The organism is Halomonas koreensis (genome assembly GCF_031451675.1).
Lineage (GTDB): Bacteria > Pseudomonadota > Gammaproteobacteria > Pseudomonadales > Halomonadaceae > Halomonas > Halomonas koreensis.
This window is the reverse complement of the sequence record NZ_JARWAK010000008.1, coordinates 53,871-73,058: the sequence shown is the minus strand read 5'-3', so window position 1 is coordinate 73,058 and position 19,188 is coordinate 53,871. Positions and strand designations below refer to the sequence as shown.

Annotated in this window: 15 protein-coding genes; 1 reads left to right on the top strand and 14 read right to left on the bottom strand. The window is 71.3% G+C overall.

The genetic code is table 11. The features are described from left to right. Positions 1-146: 146 nt before the first annotated feature. The gene (gene ppx, locus QC818_RS10445) at positions 147-1,682 is read left to right on the top strand and encodes an exopolyphosphatase (protein ID WP_309652800.1); all 1,536 of its coding nucleotides are present in this window, start codon (positions 147-149) and stop codon (positions 1,680-1,682) included. On the opposite strand, the gene tilS is transcribed toward ppx, so the two are convergent. The 14 genes from tilS to uppS all read right to left on the bottom strand — a co-directional run bounded on the left by tilS (position 1,672) and on the right by uppS (position 19,176). Then, entirely contained in the window at positions 1,672-2,955 is a 1,284-nt protein-coding gene (tilS, locus tag QC818_RS10440) for a tRNA lysidine(34) synthetase TilS (protein ID WP_309652799.1), read from the bottom strand. The two genes, ppx and tilS, sit on opposite strands and share 11 nt — an antisense overlap. A gap of 178 nt (positions 2,956-3,133) precedes the next feature. Further along, positions 3,134-4,087: an acetyl-CoA carboxylase carboxyltransferase subunit alpha gene (locus tag QC818_RS10435; RefSeq protein ID WP_309652798.1), complete on the bottom strand. Its 954-nt coding sequence runs from the start codon at positions 4,085-4,087 to the stop codon at positions 3,134-3,136. Positions 4,088-4,218: 131 nt separating this feature from the next. Continuing rightward, positions 4,219-7,728 carry a DNA polymerase III subunit alpha gene (gene dnaE, locus QC818_RS10430; protein WP_309652797.1) on the bottom strand — a complete coding sequence of 1,170 codons (3,510 nt, stop codon included), beginning with the start codon at positions 7,726-7,728 and terminating at the stop codon, positions 4,219-4,221. 88 nt (positions 7,729-7,816) lie between these two features. After that, the gene (rnhB, locus tag QC818_RS10425) at positions 7,817-8,428 is read right to left on the bottom strand and encodes a ribonuclease HII (RefSeq protein WP_309652796.1); all 612 of its coding nucleotides are present in this window, start codon (positions 8,426-8,428) and stop codon (positions 7,817-7,819) included. Then, entirely contained in the window at positions 8,425-9,618 is a 1,194-nt protein-coding gene (lpxB, locus tag QC818_RS10420; RefSeq protein WP_309652795.1) for a lipid-A-disaccharide synthase, read from the bottom strand. The genes rnhB and lpxB overlap by 4 nt, the downstream gene beginning before the upstream one ends. Positions 9,619-9,631: 13 nt before the next feature. Then, positions 9,632-10,399, bottom strand: a complete 768-nt coding sequence (gene lpxA / locus QC818_RS10415) for an acyl-ACP--UDP-N-acetylglucosamine O-acyltransferase (protein ID WP_309652794.1) — start codon at positions 10,397-10,399, stop codon at positions 9,632-9,634. Then, entirely contained in the window at positions 10,396-10,839 is a 444-nt protein-coding gene (gene fabZ / locus QC818_RS10410) for a 3-hydroxyacyl-ACP dehydratase FabZ (RefSeq protein WP_309652793.1), read from the bottom strand. The genes lpxA and fabZ overlap by 4 nt, the downstream gene beginning before the upstream one ends. Positions 10,840-10,940: 101 nt before the next feature. Beyond that, on the bottom strand, positions 10,941-11,978 hold the full coding sequence (gene lpxD / locus QC818_RS10405; protein WP_309652792.1) for a UDP-3-O-(3-hydroxymyristoyl)glucosamine N-acyltransferase: 1,038 nt from the start codon (positions 11,976-11,978) through the stop codon (positions 10,941-10,943). An 83-nt stretch (positions 11,979-12,061) separates the two neighbouring features. After that, on the bottom strand, positions 12,062-12,568 hold the full coding sequence (locus QC818_RS10400) for an OmpH/Skp family outer membrane protein (protein WP_309652791.1): 507 nt from the start codon (positions 12,566-12,568) through the stop codon (positions 12,062-12,064). 25 nt (positions 12,569-12,593) lie between these two features. Continuing rightward, the gene (gene bamA / locus QC818_RS10395) at positions 12,594-14,954 is read right to left on the bottom strand and encodes an outer membrane protein assembly factor BamA (protein WP_309652790.1); all 2,361 of its coding nucleotides are present in this window, start codon (positions 14,952-14,954) and stop codon (positions 12,594-12,596) included. 91 nt (positions 14,955-15,045) lie between these two features. Beyond that, positions 15,046-16,401, bottom strand: a complete 1,356-nt coding sequence (gene rseP / locus QC818_RS10390) for a sigma E protease regulator RseP (RefSeq protein ID WP_309652789.1) — start codon at positions 16,399-16,401, stop codon at positions 15,046-15,048. A gap of 33 nt (positions 16,402-16,434) precedes the next feature. After that, the gene (gene ispC, locus QC818_RS10385; RefSeq protein WP_309652788.1) at positions 16,435-17,622 is read right to left on the bottom strand and encodes a 1-deoxy-D-xylulose-5-phosphate reductoisomerase; all 1,188 of its coding nucleotides are present in this window, start codon (positions 17,620-17,622) and stop codon (positions 16,435-16,437) included. Next, the gene (locus tag QC818_RS10380; protein WP_309652787.1) at positions 17,619-18,425 is read right to left on the bottom strand and encodes a phosphatidate cytidylyltransferase; all 807 of its coding nucleotides are present in this window, start codon (positions 18,423-18,425) and stop codon (positions 17,619-17,621) included. Before QC818_RS10380 ends, ispC begins: the two co-directional genes overlap by 4 nt. Beyond that, positions 18,418-19,176, bottom strand: coding sequence for a polyprenyl diphosphate synthase (uppS, locus tag QC818_RS10375; protein WP_309652786.1), 759 nt, complete (start codon positions 19,174-19,176; stop codon positions 18,418-18,420). The genes QC818_RS10380 and uppS overlap by 8 nt, the downstream gene beginning before the upstream one ends. Positions 19,177-19,188: the final 12 nt, after the last annotated feature.

Here is a 19,188-nt window from a genome sequence, read left to right as displayed (position 1 = left end):
CGCCGTGAGCGGTCGGGAAGCATTCGGAACAGGCGAACGCCCCGATACTAGTCAAGGCCGGCGGGAAACGCAACACCCCGCCCCTCGCGATTGACAAGGCCGGGAGGCGCCCGCAACCTTTGGCCAGTCATCCCGAAGGACCCGCCATGACCGCCTCAACGGACCGGCACGCCCCGCCCCCCGGCAGCGTCGACCAAGCCCCCGCGCCGCGGCGCCTCGCCGCCATCGACCTCGGCTCCAACAGCTTCCACCTGCTGGTGGCCAACTACCAGGACGACCGCCTCCAGGTCGTCGCCCGCCAGGGCGACAAGGTCCAGCTCGCCGCCGGCCTGGACGAGGACGGCCTGCTCGACGAGGCGGCGATGACCCGCGCCCTGGACTGCCTGGCCCGCTTCGCGCCCTTCCTGGAGGGCATCGCGCCGCGGGACCTGCGGGTGGTGGGCACCAACGCCCTGCGCGACGCCGACAACAGCCAGGACTTCATCGACCGGGCCGAGGCCCTGCTGGGCACGCGCATCGAGATCATCGCCGGCCGCGAGGAGGCGCGCCTGATCTACCTGGGCGCCGCCCACGCGGTGGCCGAGGAAGGACGCCGCCTGATCGTCGACATCGGCGGCGGCTCCACCGAGTTCATCGTCGGCGAGCGCTTCGAGCCCCTGGCCCTGGAGAGCCTGCGCATGGGCTGCGTGACCTTCACCCGACGCTTCTTCGATACCGGCGAGATCACCGAGAAGCGCATGCGCCGCGCCGAGCTGGCCGCCCTCTCGGAGCTGGCCAACATCCAGCGGCCCTTCCAGACCCTGGGCTGGTCCGACCCGGTGGGCTCCAGCGGCACCATCAAGGCCGTCGCCGCGGTGATCGCCGCCGCCGGCAAGGGCCCCGCCGGGGTGATCACCCGCAAGGGGCTACATGACCTGCGCAAGCGGCTGATCAAGTGCAAGCGGCTGGACAAGATCGCCATGGAAGGCCTCAAGACCGACCGGGCACCGATCTTCCCCGCCGGGGTGGCGATCCTCGGCGCCATCTTCGAGGCCTTCGAGCTGGAGGCGATGCGCTACTCGGATGGCGCCCTGCGCGAGGGGGTGCTCTACGACATGGCGGGCCGCAACAGCCCGGAGGACTCGCGGCTCAAGACCCTGGCCAGCCTCGAGCGGACCTATGGCGTCGACGCCCGACAGGCCGACAACGTCGCCGCCACCGCCCTGGGGCTGCTGGCGCAGGTCCGCGACGCCTGGTCGCTGGACGACGACCAGGCCCGTTTCCTCGAGTGGGCCAGCCGGCTGCACGAGATGGGCCTGGCCATCTCCCACAGCCAGTTCCACCGTCACGGCGCCTACCTGCTGGAGCACTCCGACCTGGCCGGCTTCTCGCGGCCCGAGCAGCGGCTGCTGGCCTTCCTGGTGCGCGCCCATCGCCGCAAGTTCCCGATCAAGGAGTGGCAGGCCCTGCCCGCCGCGGAGCGCGGCTCCCACGCCCGCCTGGCCCGCCTGCTGCGGCTGGCGGTGATCCTCAACCACTCCCGCCCCGAGCAGCCCCCCGCCCTGCCCGAGCTGTCGGTGAAGGGCGAGGCCCTGCGCCTGCGCCTGGCGGAGGAGGCGCCGAGCCTGCTGCTCACCGACCTGGAGCAGGAGGTCGCCTACCAGCAGGCGGCTGACCTGGACCTGTCGCTGATCACCGCCTGATCCGCCAGCCCTCGGCGCAGGCCAGCCAGCCCGAGGGCCGTCCCACCGCCACCGGCCGGTCGCGGTGCCAGGCCACCACCAGGCCGGCCCGCTCCCAGGGCGGCAGCGCCCATTCCTGCAGCAGGCGCTTGAGGTCCCGGCCGCCCCGGCCGGCCAGTCGCAGCCGTTCGCCGCCCTGCCGCGGCGCCAGGCGCAGGCGGGCGGGCGCGCCGTCGTCCCGCTCGAGCCCGACCGCGACAGGCCCCAGCGGGGTCTCGAGGGGCGCGCGCCCGTCCCAGTCGGCCGCCCAGCCATCCGGCAGCGCCCGGGGCGGCGCCAGCAGGTAGAGCGCCCCGCGCCAGACGCGGGCCTCGGCCCCCGCCCAGGCGACGCGCACCTCGGCGTCGCGGCGCGCCTCGAGCTGCTCGAGCAGCGCCGCCAGCCGGGCGGCGGGCGGCCGCGGCAGCCCCTGACGATCCAGGCCATGGCGGATCAGCAGGCGCCGGCGCGGGGGCGACAGCGCCCCCAGGCCGGCGACGGGCAGGCGCCCGGGGTCGCCGGAGAGCCGCGCCAGGTCCTCGGCGGCGAATTCCTCGAGCAGGTCGTCCGCCTCGCCGGAAAGCCGAGCGCTGCGGGTCAGGGCGTCGCCGACATGGGGCCAGCGGTGTGCCAGCGTCGGCAGCACCCGGTGGCGCAGGTAGTTGCGCTCCTGCACGGTCTCGGCATTGGTTGGATCCTCCACCCAGGCCAGGCCCCGGCGGGCCGCCTCGGCCGCCAGCTCGGCGCGGGAGTGCGCGAGCAGCGGACGCGCGAGCCGCGCCCCGGCCAGCCCGCGCTCCCGGGGCATGGCCGCCAGGCCCCGGGGCCCGGCGCCGCGCAGGGCCGCGAGCAGGAAGGTCTCGGCCTGGTCGTCGCGATGCTGGGCCAGCCACAGGCTCTCGCCCGAGCCGACCCGGCGAGCCAGGGCCGCATAGCGGGCGGCGCGGGCCTCGCCCTCGAGGCCCCGCCCCGCCGCGGCATCGACGACGGCGCGCGCCACGAACAGCGGCACCCCGAGGCGGCTACACAGCCGCCGGCAGTGGACCTCGAAGTCATCGGCGGCGGCCTGGAGGCCGTGGTGCACGTGCAACGCCCGCAGCGGGCGGGGGTGTCGCCGGCAGGCATCCGCGGCCAGGGTCAGCAGCAGGCAGGAATCGAGGCCGCCGGACAGCGCCACCCAGACGGCGCGCCCCGGCGGGGTCGCCGCCAGGGCGTCGTCGATCACGGCTTGCAGGGAAGAGGACGCGGGGCTCATGGGCAGGAAGACCGCTGGGACATCGAGTTGGCAGAGCCATCGCCACCCAGCCAGCGGCCTCTTCGAGCGACGATCTGGCTAGGCGGAGAAGACCGAAGCCGCGGAGTTTACTTGCGGCTAAATGAGCAGGATGAGGTCTTCTCCAACACTGCCAGATCGAACGCAGAAAGGCCCGATATCAAACGGGGGCGCCGTAGCTCATCAGGCGCTCGTACCGCCGCTCCAGCAGGGTCTCCATGTCCATGCCGTTCAGGCGATCGAGGCTCTCGGTCAGGGCGGTGCGGATGCGCTCGGCGGTGTCCACCGGCTGGCGATGGGCGCCGCCCAGGGGCTCGGGAATCAGGGTGTCGACCAGGCCCAGCTCCTTGAGGCGCTCGGCGGTGATGCCCATGGCCTGGGCCGCCTCGGAGGCCTTGTCGGCGCTCTTCCACAGGATGGAGGCACAGCCCTCCGGGGAGATCACCGAATAGGTGGAATACTGCAGCATGGCCAGCTCGTCGCAGACGCCGATGGCCAGGGCGCCGCCGGAACCACCCTCGCCCACCACGGTGGCGACGATCGGGGTCTTGAGGCGCGACATCACCGCCAGGTTGTGGGCGATGGCCTCGGACTGGCCGCGCTCCTCGGCGTCGATGCCCGGATAGGCGCCGGGGGTGTCGATGAAGGTCAGCACCGGCATCCCGAAGCGCTCGGCCATTTCCATCAGCCGGCAGGCCTTGCGGTAGCCCTCGGGGCGCGGCATGCCGAAGTTGCGGCGCACCTTCTCCTTGACGTCGCGGCCCTTCTGGTGGCCGATGACCATCACCGGCTTGTCGTCCAGGCGTGCCACGCCGCCGACGATGGCGGCGTCGTCGGCGAAGCGCCGATCGCCGTGCAGCTCGTCGAAGTCGGTGAAGACGTGCTCCAGGTAGTCCAGGGTGTAGGGCCGCTGCGGGTGGCGCGACAGCTGGGACACCTGCCAGGAGGACAGGTCCTTGAAGATCGACTCGGTCAGCTTGCGGCTCTTCTCCTCGAGCCGGCCGATCTCGTCGTTGAGATTGACCTGGCTGTCGTTGCCGACCAGACGCAGCTCCTCGATCTTGGCCTGGAGCTCGGCGATGGGCTGTTCGAAGTCTAGGTAGTTGGGATTCATGGGCTAGCCTTTCTCGTCGGCCGCGGGACGACCGGGGGAGCGTCAAATGGTGAGCATTATCGCACCCTGACAGGGCCACGCAAGGCGCGGCCGGCCGAGTGCACATTCCCGGCCCGGCCGGGCCGGCGTCATCAGCGATAGCGCAGGCGCACGCCGTCCTGTCCCTCGACCTCGCGCAAGGCGATCAGCAGCTCGTCGGAGGGCATGACCCGCCAGTCGTCGGCCAGCTCCAGCCAGCCCGCCGCCTCGGGGCGCCGATAGCGCAGCCGCACCGGCAGGCCATCGCCGTCCCGGAAGGGCGTCAGGCTGTCGCGCAGACTGTCCACCAGCCGGCCGTTGACCCGTTCGCCGTCCAGAGACAGCTCCACCGCCTGGCCGTAGCGGGCGCGGGCATCGACCATGGGCGTGATCTCCTTGCCGCGCAGGCGCAGCCCCCCCGAGTAGTCGTCGGTGGAGACCTCGCCCTCGACGATCAGCACCTGGTCGGTGTCCAGCCGGCCGCGCACCGCCTCGAACAGCTCGCCGAACAGCGAGGCCTCGATGCGCCCGGTGCGATCGTCCAGGGTGACGAAGGCCATGGTGTCGCCGCGCTTGGACTTCATGGTGCGCAGCCCCACCACCAGGCCGGCCACCCGCTGGGGCTCCCGGGACGGCTTGAGGTCGACGATGCGGGTGGAGACGAAGCGCGCGAGCTCCCCCTCGTACTCGTCGATGGGGTGGCCGGTCAGGTAGAGGCCCAGGGTGTCTTTCTCGCCGGCCAGGCGCTCCTTGTCGGTCCACTCGCGCACCCGGCGATAGTCGGCGTAGACGTCGGCGGCCTCTTCCTCGTCCGAGGCGGCGAAGGCCTCGCCGAACATGTCCATCATGCCGAGGTTCTGGTTGGCCTGGTTCTGCGCCGCGGCCTTCAGGGCCGCCTCCAGGGAGGCGGCCATCACCGCGCGGCTCGGCCCCAGGGTGTCCAGCGCCCCGGAGCGGATCAGCGCCTCCAGGGTGCGCTTGTTCATGCGCTTGGGATCGACCCGCTTGCAGAAGTCGAACAGGTCGCGGAAGGCGCCGCCTTCCCCCCGCGCCTCGACGATGGCGCCGATCGGCCCCTCGCCCACGCCGCGGATGGCGCCCAGGCCGTAGACCACCCGGCCCTCGTCGTCGACGGTGAACTTGTAGCCGCCGACGTTGACGTCCGGCGGGGTCACCGTGAGCCCGATATGGCGGCATTCCTCGATCAGCGGCACCACCTTGTCGAGGTTGTCCATCTCGGTGGACATCACCGCGGCCATGAAGGGGCCGGGATAGTGCGCCTTGAGCCAGGCGGTCTGGTACGAGACCAGCCCGTAGGCCGCCGAGTGGGACTTGTTGAAGCCGTAGCCGGCGAACTTCTCCACCAGGTCGAAGATGTTGCCCGCCAGGTCCTTGTCGATGCCGTTGGCGGCGCAGCCCTCCATGAAGCCGACCCGCTGCTTGGCCATCTCCTCGGGCTTCTTCTTGCCCATGGCGCGACGCAGCATGTCGGCCTGGCCCAGGCTATAGCCGGCCATCACCTGGGCGATCTGCATCACCTGCTCCTGGTAGAGGATGATGCCGTAGGTCGGCTCCAGCACCGGCTTGAGCAGCTCGTGCTGATAGTCCGGGTGGGGATAGGAGATCTCCGCCCGGCCATGCTTGCGGTTGATGAAGTCGTCGACCATGCCCGACTGCAGGGGGCCGGGACGGAACAGCGCCACCAGGGCGATCATGTCCTCCAGGGAGTCCGGCTGCAGGCGCTTGATCAGCTCCTTCATGCCGCGGGATTCGAGCTGGAAGACCGCCGTGGTCTCGGCTTTCTTGAGCATGTCGAAGGTGGGCACGTCGTCGAGCGGAATGGCATCGATGTTCAGCGGCCCCTGGCCCTCGACGGCGCGCACCTTGTCGACCATCTCCAGCGCCCAGTCGATGATGGTCAGGGTGCGCAGGCCCAGGAAGTCGAACTTGACCAGGCCGGCGTCCTCGATGTCGTTCTTGTCGTACTGCACGCGCAGGCCGCTGCCATCCTCGTCGCAGAGCAGCGGCGAGAAGTCGGTGAGCTTGGTGGGGGCGATCACCACGCCCCCGGCGTGCTTGCCGGTGCCCCGGGTAATGCCCTCGAGCTTCCTGGCCATGTCCCAGATCTCCTGGGCCTCCTCGTCGGCCTCGAGGAACTCCTGGAGCTGGGGCTCGTCCTCGATCGCCTTCTCCAGGGTCATGCCGACCTCGAAGGGGATCAGCTTGGAGAGCTTGTCGCCCAGCGAGTAGGGCTTGCCCTGGGCGCGGGCCACGTCGCGCACCACCGCCTTGGCGGCCATGGTGCCGAAGGTCACGATCTGCGAGACGGCATCGCGGCCATAGCGGTCGGCCACGTAGTCGATCACCCGGTCGCGCTTCTCCATGCAGAAGTCGACGTCGAAGTCGGGCATCGAGACCCGCTCCGGGTTGAGGAAGCGCTCGAACAGCAGGTCGTACTCGAGCGGATCCAGGTCGGTGATCTTCTGGGCATAGGCCACCAGCGAGCCGGCGCCGGAGCCCCGCCCGGGGCCCACCGGGACGTCGTTGTCCTTGGCCCACTGGATGAAGTCCATCACGATCAGGAAGTAGCCCGGGAAGCCCATCTGGACGATGATGTCGAGCTCGAAGTCGAGCCGCTTGCGGTAGCGGGCGTCGATCTCGGCATACTCGGCGCCGTCGCGGGGATAGCGGTCGGCCGGGTAGAGGAAGTCGAGGCGCTCGGTGAGGCCGTCATGGGAGATCTTGCGGAAGAACTCGTCCTGGGTCATGCCCTCGGGGATCTCGTACTCCGGCAGGAAAATCTCGCCCAGGCGCACGTCGACGTTGCAGCGCGCGGCGATCATCACGCTGTTCTCCAGCGCCTCGGGGATGTCCGAGAACAGCTCGGCCATCTCCTCGGGGCTCTTGAGGTACTGCTCCTCGGTGTAGCGGCGCTCGCGGCGCTTGTCGTCCAGCGCCTTGCCCTCGCCGATGGCCACCCGGGTCTCGTGGGCCCAGAAGTCCTCGCGCTCGAGGAAGCGCACGTCGTTGGTGGCCACCACCGGGGTCCCGGTCGCCACCGCCAGGTCCACCGAGAGGTGTACGCACTCCTCCTCCAGCGGGCGGCCGGCACGGCTCAGCTCCAGGTAGAAGCGCCCCGGGAAGGCGGCCCGCCATTCCTCGAGCAGCGCCCTGGCCTCGGCATGGTGCTCGGTGACCAGGTGGCGGCCGATCTCGCCCTCGTGGCCGCCGGACAGGGCGATCAGCCCCTCGCTCTGCGCCAGCACCCAGGCCTTGTCGAGCAGCGCCTGGCCGTCCCGCTGGCCCTCCACCCAGCCCCGCGAGATCAGCTCGGTGAGGTTGCGGTAGCCGGTGTCGTTCATCGCCAGCAGGGTCAGGCGGTAGGGGTGCGCCGCGTCATGGGGATTGGCCAGCCAGAAGTCGCTGCCGATGATCGGCTTGAGCCCGGCGCCCTGGGCGCCGGTGTAGTACTTGACCAGGGCGAAGAGGTTGGCCTCGTCGGTGAGCGCCAGCGCCGGGGTTCCCTGGGCCACCGCCGTCTTGATCAGCGGCTTGAGACGCACCAGGCCGTCGACCAGGGAGAATTCGCTGTGGACGCGGAGATGAACGAAGGGCGTGGTCATGGCGGACTCGGGCTTGGTGATGATGGATAAGACGACGCGATCGCGGGCCGGAGCAACGGCCTCCCTCCCGCTGCTCGCGGGCGAGGGACTACAGCAGGCTCAGCTGGCGCTTGACGGGCGCGAAGGAGCGACGGTGCTCGGGCAGCGCGCCGAGGCGCTCCAGGGCGGCCAGGTGCTCGCGGGTCGGGTAGCCCTTGTGGCGGGCGAAGCCGTAGTCGGGGTGCCGGGCATCCAGGGCCAGCATGCCGGCGTCCCGGGCCACCTTGGCCAGTATCGAGGCGGCGGCGATCGCCGGGTGGCGCAGGTCGCCCTTGACCACCGCCTGGCCGGGCACATGATGCCCCGGCAGGCGATTGCCGTCCACCAGCAGGTGCTCCGGGGCCGGCGCGAGGGCATCGATGGCCCGGCGCATGGCCAGGTGGGTGGCATGGTAGATATTGAGGGCGTCGATCTCCTCGGGGCCGGCCTCGGCCACGGCGAAGGCCAGGGCGCGGGCGCGGATCTCGCCGTCCAGGGCCTCGCGGCGCTTGGCGGTCAGCTTCTTGGAGTCGGTGAGCCCGTCGATGGGATCGCGCGGATCGAGGATCACCGCCGCCGCCACCACCGGGCCCACCAGGGGGCCGCGGCCCACCTCGTCGATCCCGGCCAGCCGCTCGCCCCGGTAGTCGACGACCAGCGGCGGAAAGTCCTCGCCCTTCACGACGCGCCCTCCCCCGCCTCGGGGGCCACCGAGGCGGGCAGCGCCCGCCCCGCCACCAGGGCCTCGACGGCATCGACGGCGCGGCGGCTGGCGCCCCGCCGCAGGCCGGCGTGCATCTCGGCGAAGCGTGCCTCCAGGGCGGCGCGGTCCTCGGCGTCGTCGAGCAGCCCGCCGAGCCGCTCGGCGATCGCCTCGGGGTGAGCGTCGTCCTGGATCAGCTCCGGCACCAGGGTCTCCCGGGCGATCAGGTTGGGCAGCGAGATCCACTCGGTCCTGACCAGCCGCCTGGCCAGCCAGTGGGTCATCGGCGCCATGCGATAGGCCACCACCATCGCCCGGTGGCAGAGCATGGCCTCCAGGGCAGCGGTGCCGGAGGCCAGCAGCACGGCATCGGCGGCCACCATGGCCTCCCGCGACCGGCCGTCGACCAGGATCACCCGCTCGGCGAGGGCCTCGCGGCCCTCGAGCAGGGCCTCGAGCTCGGCGCGCCGCGCCGGGGTGGCGGCGGGGATCACCACCCGCAGCGCCGCGCGCGCGCGGCACAGCCGCTCGGCGGCGTCGAGGAAGGTCGCGCCCAGGAAGCGGATCTCGTTGGCCCGGGAGCCCGGCAGCACGGCGAGCAGCGGCCCCTCGCCGGGCAGACCCAGGGCCTCCCGGGCACCGGCGCGGTCGTTGACCAGCGGCAGCTCGTCGGCCAGCGGGTGGCCGACGAAGGCCACCGGCACCCTGTGGCGGGCATAGAAGGCGGCCTCGAAGGGCAGGAAGGTCAACATGGCGTCCACCGAGCGGGCGATGCCCTTGACCCGTCCCTGGCGCCAGGCCCAGACGGAGGGGCTGACATAGTGGGCAGTGGTCAGGCCGGCCTCGCGCAGCTGGCGTTCCAGGCCCAGGTTGAAGTCCGGGGCGTCGATGCCGATCACGATGTCCGGCCGCCATGCCAGGGCGTCCTCGCGCAGGGTGCGGCGCACGCGCACCAGCCCGGGCAGGTGCCTGAGCACCTCGACCAGCCCCATGACCGACAGGGTCTCCAGGGGAAAGCGGCTGTCGATGCCCTCCGCGATCATGCGGGGGCCGCCGATGCCGCGGAACTCGACGCCGGGGTGGCGAGCCCTGAGCTCGCGCATCAGGCCGGCGCCGAGGATATCGCCGGACAGCTCGCCGGCGACCAGGTAGACGCGCGCGATCGTCATGGTCGCGCCCCGCTCAGCGCACGATGCCGCGGGTCGAGGCCTCGATGGAGGCGACGAAGGCCTCGGTCTCGGGCAGCGAGTAGCGCGTGCGGATCTCGGTGAGCGCCTGCTCGACGGTCATGCCCTGGCGATAGACCAGCTTGTAGGCCTCGCCCAGGGCCTGGATCGCCTCCTTGGAGAAGCCGCGGCGGCGCAGGCCGATCAGGTTGAGGCCGTGAGCCTGGGCGGGGTTGCCGTTGATCATCACGTAGGCCGGGGTGTCCTTGGTGATGATCGAGCCGCCGCCGGCCATGGCGTGGTCGCCGAAGTGGCAGAACTGGTGGATGGCGGACAGGCCGCCGAGGATCGCGAAGTCGCCCAGCTTGACGTGGCCGGCCAGGGTCACCTGGTTGGCCAGGATGCAGTCGTCGCCGATCACGCAGTCGTGGCCGACGTGCACATAGGCCATGAACAGGTTGCGCGAGCCAATGGTGGTCTCGCCGCGATCCTGGACGGTGCCGCGGTGCAGGGTCACCCCCTCGCGGATGACGTTGTCGTCGCCCATCACCAGGCGGGTGGGCTCGCCGGCGTACTTCTTGTCCTGGCACTCCTCGCCGACCGAGGCGAACTGGAAGATGCGGGTGCGCTCGCCGAGCACCGTGGGACCCTGGATCACCACGTGCGGCCCGATCCGCGAACCGGCGCCGATCTCCACGTCGGCGCCGATCACGCTGAAGGGCCCGACCTCGACGTCGTCGGCCAGGCGCGCCCCGGGGTCTACGATGGCGGTGGGATGAATCAAGCGACCTTCCTCTCGGCACAGATGATGTCGGCCTCGCAGGCCACCTCGCCGGCCACGGTGGCCTTGCAGGCGAACTTCCAGATGCCGCGCTTCTCGCGGATCACGTCGGCGCGCAGCTCCAGCTGGTCGCCGGGCATCACCGGGCGCTTGAAGCGCACGTTGTCGCTGCCCACCAGGTAGTAGACGTAGCCGTCGGCGGGCAGCTTGTTGACGGTCTTGAAGCCGAGGATGCCGCAGGCCTGGGCCAGGGCCTCGATCACCAGCACGCCCGGCATGATCGGATGATGCGGGAAGTGGCCGTTGAAGAACGGCTCGTTGATGCTGACATTCTTGTAGGCAACGATGGTTTCGCCGAGGGCGAGCTCCGTCACCCTGTCCACCAGCAGGAAGGGGTAGCGGTGGGGCAGATATTCACGAATCTCGTTGATGTCCATTACCATCGTAGCGACCTCTGAAATGACAGGATGCCCGCGGCGCGGGCACGACCGTCGGCGCCGGGCCGACGGACGGGCGGGGGATTATACCGCCCCGCAACCGGGCCTCAACCACCCCGCCCGGCTTTTTCCAGGCGATGCAGGCGGCGGGCGATGTCGTCGAGCTGCTTGAAGCGTACCGCGTTGCGGCGCCACTGGGCATTGTCCATGGCGCCGGTGCCGGAGGAGTAGACGCCCGGCTCGTGGATCGAGTTGGTGACCAGGCTCATGCCGGTGACCTGGACGCCATCGCAGATCGTCAGGTGGCCCGAGAGCCCGACGCCGCCGCCGAGCATGCAGTGCCGGCCGACCCGGGTGGAGCCGGCGATGCCCACGCAGCCGGCCAGGGCGCTGTGATCGCCGATCTGGACGTTATGGGCGATCTGCACCTGGCTGTCGATCTTGACGTCCTCGCCGATCACGGTGTCGCCCAGGGCGCCGCGGTCGATGCTCGAGCCGCTGCCCACCTCGACGTCGTCGCCGATCACCACGCCGCCCAGCTGGGCGATCTTGTGCCAGCGCCGCCCATCGTGGGCGAAACCGAAGCCGTCGGCGCCGATCACGCAGCCGCTGTGCAGGATCACCCGCGCGCCGATCACCACGCCGTGGTAGACGGTGACGTTGGCATGCAGGCGCGAGCCTTCGCCGATGCGGGTGTCGGCGCCAACCACGCAGCCGGGACCGACCACCACCCCGTCGCCGAGCTCGGCGCCGGCCTCGATGACCGCCTGGGGGCCGACGGCCACGCCCTCCCCCAGCCGCGCGTCCTCGGCGACCACCGCGGAGGCGTGCACGCCCGGGGCCTCGCGCCCGGCCAGCGGGTCGAAGAGTCGCGACAGCTCGGCATAGCCCAGGTAGGGGTTGTCCAGGGTCAGGCAGGCGGTGGGACAGGTCCCGGCATGATCGGGATGCAGCAGCACGGCCGCGGCGCGGGTGCCGGGCAGGTCCTTGAGGTAGGCGCGGTTGGCCAGGAAGGCCACCTGATCGGGCCCGGCGTCGCGCAGGGTCGCCAGGCCACGCACGGCCCGCTCGCCGTCACCCTGGAGGACGGCACCGAGGCGGGCGGCGATCTCGGCCAGCGTCAGAGAAGGAGAGTCTTGCGTCATGGGGAACCCGGTGTCGGTTACGAAGGCGCCGGGGCGGCGCGGCAAGCGCCTTCCCGGCCCCGGCGCCTCCAGGGCGGGGGCGCTCAGTAGAGCGAGTCGAGGATCTCGGTGACTTCCCCGGTCAGGTCGGGCAGATCGCCCTCGGCGTGCACCACGCCCCGGGGGTTGACCAGCACCTCGACGTCATGGCGTTCGATGATGCGCTGGACCGCCTGGTCCAGCTTGGGCTCGGCCTCTTCCAGGAAGGCCTGCTCGGCCTGCTGGCGCTCCTGCAGCAGCGACTGGCGCAGCTGCTCGAAGCGCTGCCCCTTCTGCCGGAAGGCCTCGAGGGTACTGCGTCGCTCGGCCTCGGCCATCAACTCGCCCTCCTCCTGGAGGCGCTGCTGCATGCCCTGGAGCTCCTGGCCCAGGGCCTCGGCCTCCTGCTGGCGGTCGTGGACCCGGTTGCGGAACTGGTTCATGGAACGCTGGGCGGCCTCGGTCTCCATCAGGGCCTGGCGCCAGTCGAGCACGGCCACCTCGGCGGCCTGGGCCGGCAGGGCGACCAGCCCGGCGAGCCCCAGGCAGAGAGCGGCGGTCAGGGTGCGCATGGGGATGCTCCTTGTCGAGGCCGGGTCAGAAGGTCTGGCCCAGCGAGAACTGGAAGAACTGGGTGTCGTCGTCGTCCTTGGCGTTGAGCGGCTCGGCGATGCTGAAGGTCAGCGGGCCCACCGGCGTCAGCCAGGAGACGCCGAGGCCCACGCTGTAGCGCAGCTCGCCCAGGTCGACGCCCGACTCGCAGCTGGACTGGCCGGCCTCGTCGTCGCGCACCGCGTAGCAGTCGGTGAGGTAGGTGTTGCCGCCGTCGACGAACAGCGAGGGCTGCACGGAACGCTTGTCCTCCACGAAGGGCATCGGGAAGATCAGCTCGACGCCGCCCTCGACCAGGACGTTGCCGCCCAGGGTGCGATCCTCGTCGTCGTCGCCGTCCACGGGCGGCGTGGTGTTCGGCCCCAGGGTGTTGCCGGTGAAGCCGCGCACCGAGCCCAGGCCGCCCGAGAAGAAGTTCTCGTAGAACGGGTAGGGATCGTTGCCGATGCTGTCGGCGTAGCCCACCTCGCCGCGCAGCTTGAGCGACCAGGTCTGCTCCTCGTCGAAGGGGAAGAAGTGCCGGGCCCGGGCGCGCAGCTTGTAGTACTCGGCGTCGCTGCCGGGCACCGTGGTCTCCAGCGACAGCCGCTGGTAGTTGCCGGCGGTGGGCATGATGCCGCGATTGAGGTCGTTGCGCGTCCAGCTGGCGGACAGCTTGAAGGCCTGGGCGTTGTCGCCCTGGTCGTCGACGTAGCGCTGGATCTCGGAGGCGGTGTCGCTGTAGGTCTCGATCGTCAGGTCCTCGACGTCGGCGCCGAAGTTGAGCCGGGTGAGCTCGTTGATCGGGTAGCCGAAGCTGATCCCGCCGCCGTAGGCGTCGGTGGAGTAGGTCGAGATGTCCGAGTCCTCGTAGTCGGTCTCCCGGTAGAAGAGGTTATAGCCCCGGGAGATGCCGTCGAGGGTCCAGTAGGGATCGGTGAAGCCGAAGTTCAGATTGGTGTAGGTGTCGCTGCGCTGGGCGCCGATGTTGACGCGGTTGCCGGTGCCCAGGAAGTTGTTCTGGGACAGCGAGGCACCATAGATCACCCCGGCGCTCTGGGAGAAGCCGATGCTCGCCGAGATCGACCCGGAGGGCTGCTCCTCCACGGTATAGGTGACGTCCAGCTGGTCCGGGGAGCCGGCGACCGGCTCGGTCTGCACCTCGACCTGCTTGAAGAAGCCCAGTCGCTGCAGGCGCTCGCGGGACTGGCTGATCGACTCGGTGGAGGCCGGCGCGCCCTCCATCTGGATCATCTCGCGGCGCAGCACCTCGTCCTGGGTGGTGGTGTTGCCGACGAACTCGACGCGACGCACGTAGGCGCGGCGCCCGGCGTCCACCCGGAAGGTCAGGTCGACGGTCTCGCCGTCGTCGCGGGTTTCGGGAATGCCGTCGACGTTGGCGAAGGCGAACCCCTCGGCGCCGAGCCGCGAGCGCAGCGCCTCCGCCGAGGCGGTGACGTCGCTGCGCGAGAAGGTCTCGCCGCGCTCCACCTCGAGCAGCTCCCGGGCCTCGCGCTCGGGGATGCGCAGATCACCGGCGAAGCGGATATCGCCGAGGCGATAGCGGCTTCCCTCGGTGACGTTGATGGTGACGAAGATCTTCGACTTGTCGGGGGCGATGGCCACCTGGGTGGAGTCGATGGTGAAGTTGACGTAGCCGCGATCCAGGTAGTGGGAGCGCAGCCGTTCCAGGTCGCCGGACAGCGCCTGGCGGGAATACTCGTCGCTGGAGAACCAGCCGAAGAACCAGCCCGGGCGATCCTCCAGCTCGAAGACATCGCGCAGGGTCTCGTCGTCGAAGGCCTGGTTGCCGACGATGTTGATCTGGCGGATCTTGGCCACCGCCCCCTCGTCGATGTCGATGTCGACCTGGACGCGGCCCTGGCCGAGCTCCTGGACCCGGGTGTCGATGCGGGCGCTGTAGCGCCCCTGGGCCTGGTAGACGCCCGACAGCTCGCGCTGGATCGATTCCAGAGTGGAGAGCTCCAGCACCTGCCCCTCGTCGAGCCCCGCCTCGCGCAGGCCGCGGCGCAGCTCCTCCTCGGGGATCTGGCTGTTGCCCTCGATGTTGAGGCGGGTGATGGTCGGGCGCTCCTCCACCTCGATGATCAGCACGCCGCCCTGGCGGGCCAGGCGCACGTCCTCGAACAGCCCCGTGGCGAACAGCGCCCGGGCGGCCTCGGCCAGCTCGCGCTCGTCGACGCGATCCGGGGCGTTGACAGGGAAGGCATTGAAGACGGAGGCGGCCGACACGCGCTGCAGGCCCTCCACTCGTATGTCCGTTACGTCGAAGGTTTCCGCCTGTGCCGTGCCGGTGCCGGCACCGGCGAGCAGCAGCGCCGCCAGTCCGATGGTCTTGATCTTCATGCAGTCGATTCGCTCGCGTTGATCTGCCTACCTGTCCAGACAGGCACCTTATACATTCGCACGGGTAACTGACAAGCCGGCATGCGGCCGGTCAGAGCCGCATGAGGTCGAAATACAGCGCCATCAGCATCAGGGTGCCGACCAGCGCCAGGCCGATGCGCAGGCCCAGCGCCTGGACCCGCTCGGATACCGGCCGCCCCCGCACCGCCTCGACCAGGTAGTACATCAGGTGGCCGCCGTCGAGGACCGGAATGGGCAGCAGGTTCAGCACGCCCAGGCTGATCGACAGGTACGCCATGAAGCTGATGAAGCTCTCCAGCCCGGAGCGCGCGGTGTCGCCGGCGATGCGGGCGATGGTGATGGGCCCGGAGAGGTTGGAGGGCGAGATCAGCCCGACCACCATCTTGCGGATGGCATCCAGGGTCAGCACCGTCATCTCGCCGGTGCGGGCGGCCGCCTGGCCGACGGCGGCCAGGGGGCCGTAGCGGATCTCGCGGCGGTACGCCTCGGGCCAGGCAACCGGCTCGACGCCGGCGCCCACATAGCCGATGGTGGTGCCGTCGTCCAGGGCATTGGCGCGGGGCGTCAGGCTCAGCGACAGGCGCCGCTCGCCGCGCCGGACGCTCAGCGCCAGGGGCTCGCCGGGGCGGGCCCGCACCCGCTCCACGAAGTCGCGCCAGCCGGCCACCGGCTCGCCGTCCACGGCGAGGATCTCGTCGCCGGCCCGCAGGCCCGCGGCGGCGGCCGGTTCGCCGTCCACCACCTGGCCCAGGGTGGCGGGCAGGGGCGGTCGCCAGGGCGTGATGCCCAGGCTCGGCAGGGGCTGGGGCGGATCCTGGCGCACCAGCCAGTCCTCCACCGGCAGCCGGTGCTGGCGGGCGGCACTGTCGCCCTCGTCCCGGGCGCTCACCGTCAGCTCGCCGCTGGCGCCGATGGCGGCCACCAGCTCGAGATTGATCTCCTCCCAGGAGCGCACCGGCTCGCCGCGGACCGCGGTGATCTCCTGGCCCGCGGCCAGGCCGCCCCGGGCGGCCGGAGAATCGGGCGCCACCTCGCCGATCACCGGCACCACGGTGGTGGTGCCGGCCACGAACAGCACCCAGTAGGCCACCAGGGCGAGCAGGAAGTTGGCCAGGGGCCCGGCGACGACGATGGCGATGCGGGCCCAGACGTTCTGGCGGTTGAAGGCCCGGTGACGCTCCTCGGCGGGCACCTCGCCCTCGCGTTCGTCGAGCATCTTGACGTAGCCGCCCAGGGGAATCGCGGCCACGGCGAACTCGGTGCCGTGGCGATCGAGGCGCGACCACAGCGGCTTGCCGAAGCCCACCGAGAAGCGCAGCACCTTGACGCCGCAGCGGCGGGCGACCCAGAAATGGCCGAACTCGTGGAAGGTGATCAACAGGCCGAGGACCACGATGACGGCCAGCACGTTCTGGATCAGACCCATGACAGTCTCCTGGAGGTTGACGACACCGGGCGCTCAGCGGCGCGCCAGCCAGGCCCGGGCCTCGCGGCGGGCCCGGGCGTCGGCGGCGAGGATGCCCTCGAGCTCCCCGGCCGCCTCCACGGGGCAGGCCTCGCGCACCCGCGCCACCAGTTCGCCGATGCCGGCGAAGCCGAGGCGTCCGTCGAGGAAGGCGTCCACGCCCACCTCGTTGGCGGCATTGAGCACCGCCGGGGCGGTACCCCCCTCGGCCATGGCCTCCCGGGCCAGCCGCAGGCAGGGGAAGGCCTCCTCGTCCGGGGCCTCGAAGTCCAGGCGCGCCACGGCGAACAGGTCCAGCGGCTCGACCCCTGCCGCGATGCGCTCCGGCCAGGCCAGGCCATAGGCGATCGGGGTGCGCATGTCCGGATTGCCCAGCTGGGCCAGCACCGAGCCGTCGCTGTAGGCGGCCATGGAGTGGATCACGCTCTGCGGATGCACCACCACCTGGACCTGGTCGGGGCGGGCGTCGAACAGCCAGCAGGCCTCGATCAGCTCCAGCCCCTTGTTCATCAGGGTGGCGCTGTCCACCGAGATCTTGCGCCCCATCGACCAGTTGGGGTGGGCGCAGGCCTGATCCGGCGTCACCGCCGCCAGCGTCTCCCGGGACCAGCCCCGGAAGGGGCCGCCGGAGGCGGTCAGCAGCAGCCGGGTGACGCCGTGGCGCGCCAGCCCGCCGCGATGCTCGACGGGTAGACACTGGTAGATGGCATTGTGTTCGGAATCGATCGGCAGCAGGGTCGCCCCCGAGCGCGCCACGGCGTCCATGAAGAGGCCGCCGGACATCACCAGCGCCTCCTTGTTGGCCAGCAGCACCCGCTTGCCGGCACGCACCGCGGCCAGCGTCGGCAGCAGGCCGGCGGCGCCGACGATGGCCGCCATGACCACGTCGACCTCGGGGGCCTCGCTGACCTCCACCAGGGCCTCCGGGCCGGCGCGCACCTCGGTGGCGAGCCCCGCCTCGCGCAGCCGCTCGCGCAGCCAGGCGGCGTCCTCCTCGCGATCGATCACCGCCAGCGCCGGACGATGCGCCCGGCACTGGGCCAGCAGGGCCTCCCGGGCGCGGTGGGCGGTCAGGGCATGGACTCGATAGCGCTCCGGATGGCGGGCGAGCACATCCAGGGTGCTGGTGCCGATGGAGCCGGTGGCCCCCAACACGGTGACGGTCTGTGGCCGCTCGCTCATCCGCCCAGCCCTCCCTGGAGCAGCAGGGCGAACAGCGGCACCGCGGCGGTCAGGCTGTCGATGCGGTCCAGCACGCCGCCGTGGCCGGGCAGCAGCCGGCTGGAGTCCTTGATGCCGCGGTGGCGCTTGAGCATGCTCTCGAGCAGGTCGCCGACCACCGAGGCCAGGGTCACGACCAGGGTCGCGACCACCAGCACCAGGGTGTCGCCGGCGCCGAGGTCCCGCCAGGCGGCGAAGCCCAGGGCCAGCAGCGTGGTCACCGCCAGGCCGCCGGCCACGCCCTCCCAGGTCTTGCCGGGACTGACGCTGGGCGCCAGCTTGCGCCGCCCCAGGGCCCGGCCGACGAAGTAGGCGCCGATGTCCGCGCCCCAGACCAGCAGCAGCACGAACAGCAGCCAGGCCGCCCCGGCCTCGCGCAGCACGTTGAGGCCGACCCAGGCCGGCGCGAGCACCCACAGCCCCATCGCCAGCCGCGTGCCGGTGGCCTGCCACTGGGCGACGCGCCCGGGATAGCCGGCGACCCAGTAGAGGTTGACCGCCCAACCCAGCGCACCGAGCCACAGCGGCCACTGGGCCTGGGTCATGTCGGCCAGGAACAGCAGCGCCAGCACCGCGCCGAGGCCGAGCACCGGCGCCAGCCGGGGCGGGCCCTCGGCGAGCCCCGCCAGGTTGGCCCACTCCCAGGCGCCGAGCAGCACGACACAGGCGGTGAAGGCGGCGAAGGGCCCGCCGGACAGGCCGAACAGGCCGACCAGCGCCAGGGGCGCCAGCCAGGCGGCGGTGAGGATGCGCTGCCTAAGCACCTCGCGCCTCGACCTGTTCGTCGGTCATGCCGAAGCGCCGCTTGCGCCCGGCGAAGTCGGCCAGGGCCTCGTCGAAGGCCTCGCCGTCGAAGTCGGGCCACAGCACCGGCGAGAAATGCAGCTCGGCGTAGGCCAGCTGCCAGAGCAGGAAGTTGGAGATGCGACGCTCGCCGCTGGTGCGGATGCACAGGTCCACCGGGTCGGCCAGGCCCAGCTCGCCTTCCAGCGCCGCCTCGTCGATGGCGTCGGGGGCGAGCTCGCCGTCGGCGACCCGCTCGCCGAGCCGGCGGGCGGCCTGGGCGATGTCGCCCCGGCCGCCGTAATTGGCGGCGATCACCAGGTGCAGGCCGCGATTCTCCGCGGTCAGCGCCTCGGCCTCGGCGATATGCTTCTGGATGGCGGCGGAGAAGCCGGCACGGTCACCGATCACCGAGAGCCGGATGTCGTGCTGGTGGAGCTTCTTGACCTCGCGCTTCAGCGCCATCAGGAACAGCTCCATCAGGGCGTTGACCTCGGCGGGCGGACGCTTCCAGTTCTCGCTGGAGAAGGCGAACAGCGTCAGGGTCTCGATGCCGCGCTCGGCGGCGCGCCGGATCACGGCGCGGACGGCCTCGACGCCGGCGTGGTGGCCACGCACGCCGGCCAGGCCGCGGGCCTTGGCCCAGCGGTTGTTGCCGTCCATGATGATGGCCACGTGGCGTGGCAGGGTATCCCCGTCGGCGCGGGGCTCGGGAGGCTGCGGTGACGTCATGGTGTCTCGCGT

What these genes read in the sequence shown, in the direction of transcription:
- ppx (WP_309652800.1), top strand. Translation starts at nt 147, where the DNA reads ATGACCGCCTCAACGGACCGGCACGCCCCGCCCCCCGGCAGCGTCGAC.
- tilS (WP_309652799.1), bottom strand. Translation starts at nt 2,955, where the DNA reads ATGAGCCCCGCGTCCTCTTCCCTGCAAGCCGTGATCGACGACGCCCTG.
- QC818_RS10435 (WP_309652798.1), bottom strand. Translation starts at nt 4,087, where the DNA reads ATGAATCCCAACTACCTAGACTTCGAACAGCCCATCGCCGAGCTCCAG.
- dnaE (WP_309652797.1), bottom strand. Translation starts at nt 7,728, where the DNA reads ATGACCACGCCCTTCGTTCATCTCCGCGTCCACAGCGAATTCTCCCTG.
- lpxB (WP_309652795.1), bottom strand. Translation starts at nt 9,618, where the DNA reads ATGACGATCGCGCGCGTCTACCTGGTCGCCGGCGAGCTGTCCGGCGAT.
- fabZ (WP_309652793.1), bottom strand. Translation starts at nt 10,839, where the DNA reads ATGGTAATGGACATCAACGAGATTCGTGAATATCTGCCCCACCGCTAC.
- lpxD (WP_309652792.1), bottom strand. Translation starts at nt 11,978, where the DNA reads ATGACGCAAGACTCTCCTTCTCTGACGCTGGCCGAGATCGCCGCCCGC.
- QC818_RS10400 (WP_309652791.1), bottom strand. Translation starts at nt 12,568, where the DNA reads ATGCGCACCCTGACCGCCGCTCTCTGCCTGGGGCTCGCCGGGCTGGTC.
- bamA (WP_309652790.1), bottom strand. Translation starts at nt 14,954, where the DNA reads ATGAAGATCAAGACCATCGGACTGGCGGCGCTGCTGCTCGCCGGTGCC.
- rseP (WP_309652789.1), bottom strand. Translation starts at nt 16,401, where the DNA reads ATGGGTCTGATCCAGAACGTGCTGGCCGTCATCGTGGTCCTCGGCCTG.
- ispC (WP_309652788.1), bottom strand. Translation starts at nt 17,622, where the DNA reads ATGAGCGAGCGGCCACAGACCGTCACCGTGTTGGGGGCCACCGGCTCC.
- uppS (WP_309652786.1), bottom strand. Translation starts at nt 19,176, where the DNA reads ATGACGTCACCGCAGCCTCCCGAGCCCCGCGCCGACGGGGATACCCTG.